This is a genomic window from Colwellia polaris (assembly GCF_002104515.1).
GTDB classification, from domain to species: Bacteria; Pseudomonadota; Gammaproteobacteria; order Enterobacterales; family Alteromonadaceae; genus Cognaticolwellia; species Cognaticolwellia polaris.
Genome location: NZ_NBOE01000006.1, coordinates 80,728 through 94,823 on the forward strand (window position 1 = coordinate 80,728; position 14,096 = coordinate 94,823).

Below are 14,096 nucleotides of genomic sequence, written 5' to 3' on the forward strand. Positions count from 1 at the left end.
TTTTAAGTGAACTGATAATAACTAATCATTCTATAAACAGCCGTTATCTTGCTATAAAGCCTTTGAATTAATTCTCAAATGCTTTAATATCCGCGGCGAATAAAAATAAAGAGCATAAGCTCCTGGAAATTAATTATGGCCAGAAATTCAATCATTGGCATATTTGCAAAATCGCCAATAAAACCGTTAGAAAAACACATCCGTATAGTACACAAATGTTGTAGTCAACTTGTACCTTTCTTCGCAGCTGTTACTGAAGAAGATTGGAGTGCCGCAGGTAAAATGCGTACTAAAATCTCTAAATTAGAACGTGATGCCGATGAATTAAAACGTCAAATTCGTTTAGAACTTCCGGGTGGTTTATTTATGCCCGTTGATCGTGCTGATTTACTAGAGTTACTATCTCAACAAGACAAAATTGCTAATCGCGCAAAAGATATTGCAGGACGTATCTTTGGCCGCAAATTAACCATTCCTACTGAATTACAAGAACAGTTCATTGCTTATGTTGCACGTAGCATCGACGCTGCTGAAAAAGCTGCAGACGCAATTAATGAACTAGATGACCTACTAGAAACTGGATTTCGTGGTCGTGAAGTTGAACTAGTTACGAAAATGATTAGCCAACTTGACGAAATAGAAGATGAAACAGATGGTATGCAAATTAAGCTACGCAAAGATCTATTAAATATTGAAAAAGATTTAAATTGCGTAGACGTAATGTTTTTATATCAAATCATCGATTGGGTTGGCGACTTAGCTGATCTTGCCGAACGTGTTGGTGCACGTTTAGAAATTCTTTTAGCTAGAAAATAGGGCTAACTCATGGAAATTTTATTATCACATGGCTCTACGCTAGTCATGATCGCTGCTGTCGTAGGTTTTTTTATGGCATGGGGCATAGGTGCTAACGATGTTGCTAATGCAATGGGAACATCAGTTGGCTCAAAAGCATTAACTATTAAACAAGCGATAATTATCGCAATGGTTTTTGAATTTGCTGGCGCATACCTAGCAGGTGGCGAAGTTACATCAACTATACGTAAAGGGATCATTGATCCTGCATTGTTTATAGATATACCTGAATTGCTTGTTTTTGGTATGATTTCAGCCTTGTTAGCTGCAGCAACTTGGTTATTAGTGGCTTCTATTTTAGGTTGGCCTGTTTCAACAACTCACTCTATTGTTGGTGCGATTATTGGTTTTGCCGCTATCGGCATAAGCCCAGATACAGTAGCATGGGGTAAAGTAGGTGGCATTGTTGGTAGTTGGGTTATTACACCACTAATATCAGGTGTTATTGCTTTTATCATTTTTAACAGTGCTCAAAAGTTAATATTTGATACTGATAAGCCGTTAGAACAAGCTAAACGTTACGTACCTTTTTATATGTTTTTAGCGGGTTTTGTACTGTCGTTAGTGACGATTAAAAAAGGTCTAAAGCATATAGGCTTAGACAATATTAATATTGGTTTCTACAACTTTGAAGTAGCCGGAGCTGGTGGATATTACCTTGCCATTATTGTTGCTATTATAGTTGCCCTTATTGGTAAGTATTTTGTTACACGCGTTAAATTTGACGATAATGCCGATAAATCAACTCATTACGCTAATGTAGAAAAAGTTTTTGCTGTATTAATGGTTGTTACCGCTTGTTGTATGGCATTTGCGCATGGTTCAAATGACGTTGCTAATGCTATTGGGCCGTTAGCTGCTGTTGTAAGTATTGTTGATAACGGTGGTGAAATTGCGAAAAAAGCTAGCCTTGTATGGTGGATATTGCCATTAGGTGGTTTTGGTATTGTTGCTGGTTTAGCATTGTTTGGACACCGTGTTATTGCCACGATTGGTAAAGGCATTACACATTTAACACCAAGTCGTGGTTTTGCTGCTGAATTAGCTGCTGCATGTACTGTTGTAATTGCTTCAGGTGCTGGTCTGCCTATATCTACAACGCAAACTTTAGTTGGTGCTGTGTTAGGTGTAGGGATGGCACGTGGTATTGCTGCAATTAACTTAGGCGTAGTGCGTAACATTGTTATTTCTTGGGTAATCACTTTACCTATAGGCGCTGGACTTTCAATTATTTTCTTCTGGATAATGAAAGCAATATTTAGTTAATAAAGCCTTTAGCTCCCGTCCTGTAATAAGTTGACGGTTTTAATGAAGCCAGCATTGATGCTGGCTTTTTTATGTAAGCTATTTAAGGTTAATTCTTAGCAAAGTTGTTATACCAATTGATATAAACAATCGATCATTATAAAGCGGTTTAAATATCCAGTATCTACGTTGCCTTCAATCCCAATAGCCTGCTATTGCTCGACAATATGCTCCTGCATTGCTCTAATGACTTACATCCATGTAAGAATCAATCAAGCGCCTTGCTACTGAAAGTTTATCCTCGTTTAGAATTGATCGATTCATTAAGTCAATTGGTATTAGATGTTAAAAGTAGCAAGATAGGGAAGATCTAGCAGATAAATATAGCGATAAGATTATTTTTAAATATCTAAAATGTGCTGAGTAATATGCTTTTTGTTGGTTTTTTCAACGCTCTCAGTACATTATTAGCACGAGTTAAGTTTAACGAGTAAAATGGCTTGCGAGTGAGCTAAAATCTCGATACTATGTCGCCTCTTTCGAAATTAACTTATAACCTATTTGTTTGTTTCAGAGAAGAGTGTGCCTTGATAGCTCAGTCGGTAGAGCAGAGGATTGAAAATCCTCGTGTCCCTGGTTCGATTCCGGGTCAAGGCACCATATTATTACAAGTAATAAATGAAAGCCTTAACAGTGAAATGTTAAGGCTTTTTACTATTTCATTGAATGCTAATTTATTGATAGACTTTTAGACAAAAAAATACCCACTTATTAAGCAGGTATTATATTTGATTACTACGCGATACTAATCTTGATGAATCGTTATTTCTTCTGAGCCTGCTTATTAGCGCTCTTTGTCGCTCTTCGTTCAGCAATGACTTGTTTTATGTCACCGCCAATATGTTCTTCACCACGTGCTTTAGCAAGGTTAATTTGTTTTTCACGTTCTTGAAAACTACTTTTTTGTTCATCAGTGTACTTGTCAAAACAACGATGACAACTTACCCCTTGAATATAATGTTCGCTGGTTTTATCTTCTTCGGTAATAGGGTAACGACAAGCAAAACATTGGTCGTATTTGCCACGCTCTAAATTATGATTTACAGCCACTCTAGCGTCAAAAACAAAGCACTCACCTTGCCACATGGTTTCTTGCTCAGGTACTTCTTCGAGGTATTTTAAAACGCCACCTTCCAAGTGATAAACTTCGTCAAACCCTTGCTCTTTCAAGTAAGCGGTAGATTTTTCGCAGCGAATGCCACCAGTACAAAACATCGCCACTTTTTTGTGCTTGTTTTTATCTAGGTTTTTCTCAACATAATCTGGAAATTCTCTAAATGTTTCGGTGTTTGGATTAACCGCGTTTTCAAAAGTACCAATTTCTACTTCATAATCATTACGGGTGTCTATTAATAAAACTTCAGGATCAGAGATGAGTGCATTCCAATCTTTAGGTTTTACATAGGTACCTACAGTTAGGGTTGGGTCAATGCCTTCAACACCCATGGTGACAATTTCTTTCTTCAACTTAACTTTTGTACGTTGAAAAGGGTTTTCTTGATGAAATGAAGATTTAGTGGATACGCCAGATAAACGTGTATCGCTGTTTATAAAGGCTAATACTGTATCTATACCTGCTTGTGTGCCGGCTATAGTGCCATTGATGCCTTCTAGCGCTAGAAGTAATGTGCCTTTTACGGCGTTATCTTCCATTATTTTTTGTAATTGCGGTTTAATTGCTTCGAAGTTCTCTAAACGTACAAATTTATATAAAGCACAGACAGTAATGTTATTCATTTTTTATTGACCCATTGAGCGAGCCTGATAGTAAGTCAGGAGCTATAGATTGAAAGATATTCCACCATATAATATGGCGGTGTTTGTTTATCATCTTATGATAAAACGCCGGCATTCTAACAAATGTCGCTCAGAGCTAAAAGTACTTAGTTTGAAGTTTATTTATATTAAGCAAATAGCGGTTGTAAACTTGGCCCTGCAACATATTGTTGACAGTTGTTTTTCAGGTAAATTTTATTGGCATAGCCTTTATTAGATCGCTTGTTATAATATTGCCCATTGCATATTCAATCACGTGTAATGCAAACACGTATTTTATCTATTTTCTGGAGTTGTTTAGCCCATGTCTAACACTAATTTACTGAATGAAACGCATAACCCAGCTTTAAGTAGTTGGGTAAAGTCTGCTAATGTCGAAAATTGTGACTTTCCCATTCAAAACCTACCTTTTGCCAGTTTTAAACGAAAGCATAGTGAAGAAGCGCTGCGTGCTGGTGTTGCTATTGGTGATCAGGTTGTAGATTTAAAAGCGTTATATGAGCTTAATATTTTTGAAGGCGATGCTCAATTAGCGCTAGAAAAATGTTGTTCAGCACAGTTAAATGATTTTATGTCGATGGGGAAGCGCTTTTGGAGTGCTTTACGTCAAGCTTTATCACTTTCGTTAACACAAGGGGCTGCGCATGAAGCCAAGTTAGCTTCTTGTTTAGTAGCGCAAACAGATGTTGAATATGCTTTACCTTGTCAAATTGGTGATTACACCGATTTTTATACGTCAATTCATCATGCAACTTCTGTGGGTAAAAAATTTCGTCCAGACAACCCATTACTGCCAAATTATAAATGGGTTCCTATTGGCTATCATGGCCGTTCTTCTTCAATTGAAGTATCTGGGAGTGACTTTAAACGTCCTAAAGGACAGACAAAAGCACCAACAGCAACCGAACCTTCATTTGGTCCATGTAAACGTTTAGATTATGAAATGGAAGTGGGTATATTTATTGGTAATGGTAATGACTTAGGTGCGCCAATTAGTATTGAAAATGCTGAAGACCATGTCTTTGGTATGTGCTTATTCAATGATTGGTCTGCTCGTGATATTCAAGGTTGGGAATACCAACCTTTAGGGCCATTTTTATCAAAAAGCTTTGCCTCGACTGTTTCTCCGTGGATTGTTACTTTTGAAGCCTTAGCACCTTTTCGTGCTGCCTGGACAAGAGATGAAGCTGATCCACAACCTATGCCTTACCTAGAGTCTCAACAAAATAGAGACCTTGGTTCTTTAGATTTAAACTTACAGGTGTTGATCGAAACTCAAGCTATGCGTAAGGCAGGCGAAAAACCTGTACAGTTGTCGCAGTCAAACTTTAAAGACTCATACTGGACAGTGGCTCAAATGGTTGCTCACCATACGGTTAACGGTTGTAACCTTCGTGCAGGCGATATGTTTGGTAGTGGCACTCAATCGGGTCCGAATCCTGAAGAAGCGGGTTCAATGCTTGAATTGTCAAATGCAGGCTCAGAACCTATTACCTTACCAAATGGCGAAACACGTACCTTTTTAGAAGATGGTGATGCAATAATTATGAAAGGTTGGTGTAAAAAATCAGGTTCAGCTCGTATTGGCTTTGGTGAGGTTAATGCGACTATTTTAGCCGCCGATTAAAAAGTTGTTGCTGATTGGCAGCTAAGATTAATCTACTAAAAGCTCCACAATGTTGGGGCTTTTTTATGCACAAAATATAATTTTTATACAGTTTTCTAATATGACTTTCGTACAGTATTAAAATGCTATTAACAAGATATTAACTTTGTACACCTATACTTTACTGCACTTGACGTTAAGGTAAATCACTATTCACAAAAAAGTTCAACTTTTTTTACATTTTTTTTATTTTATTTTTGATGATTAAATATACAGTTAAAGATAGGTTTAATACGAATATTTTCGCACTTTGTTTGTTTGAATACTTTTCTCTAACTAAGGCTAAATGCAGGTTACAGTTTGATTACATATACTATTCATCTTTTGCATAACTATAGTTTACATTTGCATTTCAATTCTATTAATCCACTCCTTGTTGAAAATCCCTTAAAAACATTACTTGTAAAGCACTTATAACTATTTTATAAATAATCATGCCATTTAGATTGTTGCACTAGTATTTATAAAATAGTTGTACAGCAATTAATGTAATGGAGAAAATATAACTATAAAAATAGTAACTAGAAAAAACATATTCATATATTTAGGAAGGAAATAACATGTCTACAACATTTCGTACCGGTACATTAGCTTTAGCTGTTGGCTTAGCATTAGGAACTGCTCCTAGCTTTGCCGCAGGTTTTGCAGAAGAAGCCGCTAAAAAAGAAAGCGTAGAACGTATCGCCGTTATCGGTTCACGTTCTGCTCCTCGTTCAGTCGCAGAGTCTCCAGTACCAATTGATATTATTGGTGGTGATGAGTTAGGTAAAAATGCGTCAAGTGACATGCTAGATATGTTAGTTGGTGCTATACCGTCGTTGAACTCACGTGCTCAACCTATTAGTGATGCTGCATCTTTAATTCGCCCAGTCAATTTACGTGGTTTACCTTCAGATTCAAGCTTAATACTTTTAAATGGTAAGCGTCGTCACCGTGCATCAGTAATTGCTTTCCAAGGTGGTGGTATTAATGATGGTGCTCAAGGTCCAGATATTTCAGTTATCCCAAGTGTTGCACTTAAGCAAGTCGAAGTATTGCGTGACGGTGCTGCAGCACAGTACGGCTCAGATGCTATTGCAGGTGTAATGAACTTTGTACTGAAAGATGATTCAGACGGCGGTTCAATGTCTGTTAAGCATGGTTCATATTACGAAGGTGATGGTGATCAAACTATTATCGACGGTAATATTGGCTTACCTTTTACTCAAGATGGCTTTGTTAATTTAAGCTTTCAATTAAAAGATGCTGATGCAACTAGCCGAAGTGTTCAACGTCCAGATGCACAAGGTATTGCTGATGCAGGTAATACTTCAATTCAAGACCCAGCACAAATTTGGGGTAACCCTGAAGTTAAAGATGATATTACTTTATTCGGTAATGTTGGCTTAGACTTAGGCGATGATAAAGAATTTTACATGTTCGGTAACTACTCTGAGCGTGATGTAACAGGTGGCTTCTACTACCGTAACCCACATAACCGTGGCAATGTATACTCTATTGATGGCGGCGAAACATTACTTGTTGGTGATATCGCACAATCACAAGGTGCAGCGAGAACTTGTGCTGTAGTTCCTGCAAATGTAGGTAACGTGCTTAATACTCCTGAATATCAAGCAATGGTTGCAGATCCTAACTGTTTCTCAATGAACCAAATATTCCCAGGTGGTTACACACCACAATTTGGTGGCAACATTACTGATACTTCATTAACGATTGGTACTAAAGGTGACATTAACAGTGGCATGCTTGAAGGTTGGTATTTTGATTTAAGCGGTTCAGTAGGTCGTAACGAATCTAAATTTAATTTACAAAACACCTTAAACCCATCACTTGGTTTAGAAACACCAGTTGATTTTGAAACGGGTAGTTATATCCAAATGGAAAAAACCTTTAACTTTGATTTAGTTAAAGGGTTTGATATGGGCCTAGAAGAACTAGTCAATGTTGCAACTGGTATTGAATGGCGTGAAGAGAGCTTTGAAATTGTTTCAGGCGAGAAAGCGTCATGGGAAGCTGGTGTATATGCTGACCAAGGCTTTAACATTGGTTCACATGGTTTCAAAGGCTTTGGTCCTGAAACTCAAGGTCGTAACGACCGTCGCAATATTGCCGCATATGTTGATGTTGAAGCTCAAATATCGGAAGACTTTTTACTTGGCGCAGCAGTACGTTATGAAGATTTCACAACGTTTGGTAATACAACTAACTACAAGTTAACTGCACAATATACGCTTAACGATGAGTTTTCATTCCGTGCCTCTCACAGCACTGGCTTTAGAGCACCTACAGTTGGACAAGCAAATGTTGTGAATACGCAAACATCACTAGTGATGGGTGAGCTAATTCAAACATTCCTTGCACCACCAACTAACCCACTTTCTGCATTTTATGGCGGTAAAGAGTTATCACCTGAAGAATCACGCAGCTTTGCTGGTGGTATGGTTTATCAAACGGGTGATTTCTTCTTCACACTTGATTACTACAATATTGAAGTAACCGACCGTTTAGCTCAATCTAGCCAAATTGATGTTGAAGCTGAAGACTATGCTGAACTTGAAGCGCTTGGTGTAGCTAACCCAGAGTTAATTTCTGCGGTAACATACTTTGCGAACGACTTTGATACAACGACTCAAGGTGTTGATATAGTTGCAAACTACTCAATGGAGTTATTAGACGGTGATACCATGTTATCATTAGCTTATAACTGGAATGAAACAACTGTTGATAAGTTTAACCCTAATACAACAGATGAAGGTAAGGTACATCGTTTAGAAGAAGGTATGCCTGACACCGTGCAACTTTTACTATTTCTCAAACTTGGGATAGTGTAACGAGCTTTGTACGTGTGAATTACTTTGGTGAGTACTTTGCAACGCATGCTGATGATACATGTGCAATTGGCTGTTGGAATGAAATTGCTGATTCAGCAATTACTGTTGATGCAGAAGTAAGTTACTTCTTAAATGACAGCATTACATTATCTGCTGGTGCAAATAACCTTTTCGACCAAGAAGCGCAAAAGTTACCTGAAGAATCTTACGGTGTACTTGGTGCTCAATATTACGAAAGTGGCCCGTTTGATTACAACGGCGGTTTCTACTACGTAAAAGCAACTTATAACTTTTAATCTAAAGTAAGTTAAAGCTAAAAAACCATATCAATTGATATGGTTTTTTTATGCCTAACATTTTATTAAATTAAGCAACGAGCCTATCGAGTGTTAGATTTAAGGTGACTTAGCTGAAGGTTTATTCGGAAATACTATTCTGCTGTATATAGTTAACCTTAAAGTGTGTTAAAACCTTAAGTCTCTGCTGCGAGATAGCTTCTTTTATTTGTAGCCCTTTCAAACCTTGCTCAACAAAAGGTTTCGCTGTGATAAGCGTTAACTTTTCAAATGCTTGGTAAAGATAGTCTTTTTGTAGATATTGGCGTGTTTCAAACCCTAATCTGCCAGTAAAGTCGGCTTGGCAACACAATAAAAAGTCTTCAAACTCTGTTGGTTTTCGCCAAACGTCGAGTTGATCAAATAGCTTTAAGGTAGTGCTAGGCTTTAATTCAAACGCTTTATGTACATGCAAATGGAACTGACAAACTTTTAAGGCTAAGTTTTTGTGTGCTGTTGGCACTCTTAAACGAGTACAGAATTCTTCAATTAGTGGTAGGCCAGCAGTTTCATGACCCGGATGTGACGGTAGTGTTTCATCTTCAGTTAACGACTTGCCTAAATCATGACAAACACTGGCGAATCTTACGGTGGTTTTTGTTGATAATAGTACCGCTTGTTTCAATACCATCATGGTGTGCAAACCAGAGCAAATTTCAGGGTGCCATTTAGCAGGGTTGGGAATGCCCCATAAGTTATGTAAATCAGGCCAGAGCGACTTTAATGCTTGGCATTGATATAGCACTTGAAAAAATACTTCAGGATTATTATCAGCTAAGCTGCGCTCCATTTCTTGCCATATCCGCTCACCCGATAAGCTCAATAACTCGCCGCTTTCACTCAGTTGTGTCATCAAAGAAAGTGTTTCAGGTGCGACTGTAAAGCCATATTGATGATAACGTGCCGCAAATCGCGCAACCCTTAAAACGCGCAAAGGATCTTCAATAAATGCTGATGAAACATGACGCAGTACGCGGTTTTTTAGATCGAGTTGGCCATGATAAGGATCAACTATTTTACCATCTGTAGCCATTGCCATAGCGTTAATGGTTAAGTCTCTGCGCATTAAATCTTCTTCAAGAGTAACATCAGAAGAGGCATTACAGTGAAAGCCAGTATAGCCTTGGCCTGCTTTTTTCTCTGTGCGCGCTAACGCATATTCTTGTTTACTTTTGGGGTGAAGAAATACCGGGAAATCTTTACCAACTTGGATAAAGCCAAGTTTAAGCATTTCATCAACACTTGAGCCGACAACGACATAATCGTTATCAACAACGGCACGATTAAGCAGCGAGTCACGCACTGCACCTCCGACTAAAAACGTATTAAGTTGTTGGGTTATATCTGCCATGTAAGCGCTTTAAACCTCTGAAAATAAATAAGTAAATAATAAGGGATTATTATACCAACAAACTCTAACACAAATGCAGCTGATTTTTGACATATGCCTGCGTTCAGGTTAATTTCACAGGGTCGATTCACTAGTTAAGATTTTCTATGTATACAAGCTACTTTGGTTTAGAAGAAAAGCCATTTTCAATTGCACCAAACCCTGATTATTTGTTTATGAGTGATCGTCACCGCGAAGCACTTAATCATTTAACTTATGGTTTGGGTGACACAGGTGGTTTCGTACTGCTTACCGGAGAAGTAGGTACTGGAAAAACTACCATTAGCCGTCGTTTAATGGAGAACTTGCCTGAGAATACCCAAGCGGCTTTTATTCTTAATCCAACACTTTCCAGTCAAGAGTTACTGGCAACTTTGTGTGATGAATTAAAAATTCGCTATCGAAAAACAGGCGCTACGTTAAAAACACTAACCGATAAAATCCAGCAAAAATTACTGAAAAATCACAGTGAAAATATTAATACACTGCTAATAATCGATGAAGCTCAGCATTTACAGCCTGAAGTGCTTGAACAGTTAAGATTATTAACTAATTTAGAAACTAATACTAAAAAGCTTTTACAAGTTATTTTAATTGGGCAACCAGAACTACAACAATTATTACAGCGCCGAGATTTACGCCAATTAGCGCAACGAATTACCGCAAGATACCATTTATTACCGCTAAACAAGCAAGAAGTGGCTCAATACCTTAAACATCGCTTATCGGTAGCTAAGTGCTTTCGAGAGATTTTCGACAAAAGTGCTGTTAATGCTATTCATAAAACCTGTAAAGGGATACCGCGCTTAATGAACCTGTTAGCAGAGCGCTCTTTAATGAACGCTTATAACAGTAACAATGCTGTGGTTAATCGTAAAATGGTGTTACAAGCCGCATACGATGCCTTAGGTGATGAATTTGAAGTTACCCCTTGGTGGAAAAATCGCTTTGTTAAAGTTGGTGGTTTAGCTCTTGCATTAGGCCTTGTGCTGGTTATTGGAATTTGGTGGGGATCATATCAACTGCAGGGTTTTAAGTCTGCGCCACACTTAACTGCTATTGAAAATGAAAACAACAGTAAGGTAGACCAAGCTGTAATACAGGAAAAAATCACTTCTCCTGTTGATAATAATACGAATGCATTAGTACAAAATACGGCTGCTGATACACAAGCCCTGATTAATGAAAAAACAGTATCTGATAACGAATCTGTCATCTCTAATAATAAAGTAGAGAGCTCTGAGTTGGTTGATACAGCTGAGCAACAGTTATTAGCCACTAATAAAAAGATACTTGCAGCGGAAAAAAAATTAGCTAGCCTACAAATTGCCCAACAACAAAGCATGCAACAACAAAGCACGGAAAAACAAAGCGCAGACGCCTTTATCGAACCAGAAAAAAAACTAACACCCAAAAACTTTGTTGTTGAAGCTGAAGAAGGGGTTTCAGACGCATTATTGGCAAGTTTTCAATCGGCGATTGAAGAAACCAAGCAAGATGAACAGCCTATTGAAAAACCGGCTGTAGAAAATGGTGATCTTATGCCACTGACACAAATGCCTGTTTGGGTGCAAGATGGTGTGCCGTCGATAGCTTTTGAAATGCATATATACGCTAGTGATGGCCAAGGTTGGGTAAGAGTTAATGGCCGAGATCGTTATGAAGGTGATTATATTGGTCGAGAATTACTGTTAAATGAAATACTGCCACAGAAAGTGGTACTAAGCTTTCGAGGTGAAAAATTTACCATGGACGCACTAACGTCTTGGAATTAATTGAGTTTAGCTAATTTCGTTGAATGGATATATGGTTGAATGCTTGGTTTAGCTGAGCTAGCTGATAATTCATGAATCTTACGCTTTTAAATTAAGTACAACATTTAAGCCATCAGTTTTATGACTGATGGCTTAAATTATTAACTTACTGCCAAGCTGGCATTTTTGCTTCGTAACTTTCTATTTTTGCAATTTTATTTAACGTCCAACCAACACTATCAACACCGTTTTCAAGGCAGTACTTATGAAAAGGCGTCATAGTAAAGCTATATTCCTTATCGGCAGACTTAACCTTGCTAGTGGCTAAATCAACAGTTAAATGTTGTAAGCTATCTTTTGATTGTTTAAATAACTCGGTTATTTCTGCCGCTGTTAAGGTAATGGGCAATACCCCAATATTAATACAGTTAGCGTAAAAAATATCAGCAAAGCTCGGGGCTATAATGACTTTAAAACCGTACTCTTGCAAAGCCCAAGGCGCATGTTCACGACTTGAACCACAACCAAAGTTTTCACCTGTTAGCAAAATACTGGCGTCTTTATACTCAGGCTTATTCAGAATAAATTCTGGATTATTTACTTTGCCGTCATTATCTAAATAACGCCAATCATTAAATAAGTGCTGGCCAAAACCAGTACGAGTCGTCTTTTGTAAAAATTGTTTCGGGATAATTTGGTCAGTATCAACATTCGCTGCATCTAATGGCACAACTAAACCATAATGTTGGGTAAAATTTTCCATGTTATGCTCCTTTAGCGGGTGAGTTAATCGTTGTTAAGTCGACAAAGTGTCCTGCGATTGCAGATGCTGCGGCTAGCTCAGGGCTAACTAAATGTGTACGGCTACCGCGGCCTTGTCGACCTTCAAAATTACGATTACTGGTTGAAGCACAACGGTCACCTTCAGTTAATACGTCATCGTTCATGCCTAAACACATTGAGCAACCGGGTAAGCGCCATTCAAAACCGGCATCAATAAAGGTTTGTGCTAAACCTTCTGCTTCGGCTTGGGCTTTAACACGGTAAGAGCCCGGTACTACAATAGCATCAACAGTTGGTGAGACCTTTTTACCTTTAGCAATAGCCGCTGCTGCGCGTAAATCTTCAATTCTAGAGTTTGTACAAGAACCAATAAATACTTTATTAATGGTGATATCGGTAATTTTTGTTCCAGCCGTTAAGCCCATGTATTTTAGGGCCGCAACGCAAGAGTCGCGCTCAACAGGATCAGAAAAGTCTTCTGGTGATGGTATAACATTATCAACTTGAGTAACTTGACCAGGTGTGGTTCCCCAAGTTACTTGAGTTTTAATGTCTTTTGCTTCAAGTGTTAAGTAGCTGTCAAACGTGGCATCAGTATCTGATTTTAATTGTTTCCAATCAGTTACGGCTTGTTCCCAAAGCTCACCTTTTGGTGAATAATCACGACCTTTTAAATATGCAAATGTGGTTTCATCTGGCGCGATTAAACCCGCTTTAGCGCCAAATTCAATACTCATATTACACACTGTCATGCGCTCTTCCATGGTTAAGCGTTCAATCGCTTCGCCACAGTACTCAACTACATAACCGGTTGCACCTGCGCTGCCAGTTTTACCGATAATCGCTAATATAATATCTTTAGCACTAATACCAGCAGCTACTTGGCCTTTTACTTCAATGCGCATGGTTTTAGCTTTAGTTTGTCTTAAGGTTTGCGTTGCGAATACATGCTCAACTTCAGAGGTTCCAATACCAAATGCTAAGGCGCCAAAAGCACCATGAGTAGCAGTATGTGAATCGCCACAAACAATAACTGTGCCTGGTAAAGTTAAGCCTAACTCTGGCCCCATAACATGCACAACGCCTTGGTTTTTGTGGCCCATGCCAAATAATTCAACGCCAAACTCTTTACAGTTTTTTTCTAGCGTTCTTAATTGATTGGCTGCGCCTTCACCAGCGGCATTAATTTCAATCGAGCGAGTTGAAATATTATGATCCATTGTCGCAATAGTGCGTTCAGGGTGGCGTAATGCACGATTATGAAACTTTAAATTGGCAAAAGCTTGTGGTGATGTCACTTCATGAATTAGGTGACGGTCAACAAATATTAGTGGCGTTTCGTCGGCTTTTTCTTCAATGATATGATTTTGCCATAATTTTTCGTATAAAGTGCTGGCCATG

General features: G+C 38.3%; 8 protein-coding genes, 1 tRNA gene and 1 pseudogene. 6 read left to right on the top strand and 4 right to left on the bottom strand.

Going from position 1 to position 14,096, the window contains the following annotated elements; all coding sequences use genetic code 11:
* Positions 1-135: 135 nt before the first annotated feature.
* The 3 genes from B6A32_RS11235 (at position 136) to B6A32_RS11245 (ending at position 2,760) form a co-directional block, all read left to right on the top strand.
* Entirely contained in the window at positions 136-816 is a 681-nt protein-coding gene (locus B6A32_RS11235; protein WP_085304032.1) for a TIGR00153 family protein, read from the top strand.
* A gap of 9 nt (positions 817-825) precedes the next feature.
* Positions 826-2,121: an inorganic phosphate transporter gene (locus B6A32_RS11240; RefSeq protein ID WP_085304034.1), complete on the top strand. Its 1,296-nt coding sequence runs from the start codon at positions 826-828 to the stop codon at positions 2,119-2,121.
* 563 nt (positions 2,122-2,684) lie between these two features.
* Positions 2,685-2,760, top strand: a tRNA-Phe gene (locus tag B6A32_RS11245).
* A gap of 162 nt (positions 2,761-2,922) precedes the next feature.
* Here B6A32_RS11245 and trhO read toward each other — a convergent pair.
* Positions 2,923-3,897, bottom strand: coding sequence for an oxygen-dependent tRNA uridine(34) hydroxylase TrhO (gene trhO / locus B6A32_RS11250; RefSeq protein ID WP_085304036.1), 975 nt, complete (start codon positions 3,895-3,897; stop codon positions 2,923-2,925).
* A 343-nt stretch (positions 3,898-4,240) separates the two neighbouring features.
* Here trhO and fahA point away from each other — a divergent pair, with 343 nt between their 5' ends.
* Both fahA and B6A32_RS11265 read left to right on the top strand, forming a co-directional pair.
* Positions 4,241-5,563: a fumarylacetoacetase gene (gene fahA / locus B6A32_RS11260; protein WP_085304040.1), complete on the top strand. Its 1,323-nt coding sequence runs from the start codon at positions 4,241-4,243 to the stop codon at positions 5,561-5,563.
* Between the two features lie 599 nt (positions 5,564-6,162).
* Positions 6,163-8,729, top strand: a pseudogene (locus B6A32_RS11265) (TonB-dependent receptor plug domain-containing protein).
* 121 nt (positions 8,730-8,850) lie between these two features.
* On the opposite strand, the gene B6A32_RS11270 reads toward B6A32_RS11265, so the two are convergent.
* A complete protein-coding gene (locus B6A32_RS11270) occupies positions 8,851-10,119 on the bottom strand; it encodes a multifunctional CCA addition/repair protein (protein ID WP_085304042.1) in 1,269 nt (422 codons plus the stop codon).
* Positions 10,120-10,265: 146 nt separating this feature from the next.
* Here B6A32_RS11270 and B6A32_RS11275 point away from each other — a divergent pair, with 146 nt between their 5' ends.
* A complete protein-coding gene (locus B6A32_RS11275; RefSeq protein ID WP_085304044.1) occupies positions 10,266-11,933 on the top strand; it encodes an AAA family ATPase in 1,668 nt (555 codons plus the stop codon).
* 145 nt (positions 11,934-12,078) lie between these two features.
* On the opposite strand, the gene leuD is transcribed toward B6A32_RS11275, so the two are convergent.
* Both leuD and leuC read right to left on the bottom strand, forming a co-directional pair.
* On the bottom strand, positions 12,079-12,675 hold the full coding sequence (leuD, locus tag B6A32_RS11280; protein ID WP_085304046.1) for a 3-isopropylmalate dehydratase small subunit: 597 nt from the start codon (positions 12,673-12,675) through the stop codon (positions 12,079-12,081).
* Position 12,676: 1 nt separating this feature from the next.
* Positions 12,677-14,095: a 3-isopropylmalate dehydratase large subunit gene (leuC, locus tag B6A32_RS11285; protein WP_085304049.1), complete on the bottom strand. Its 1,419-nt coding sequence runs from the start codon at positions 14,093-14,095 to the stop codon at positions 12,677-12,679.
* Between the last annotated feature and the right edge of the window lies 1 nt (position 14,096).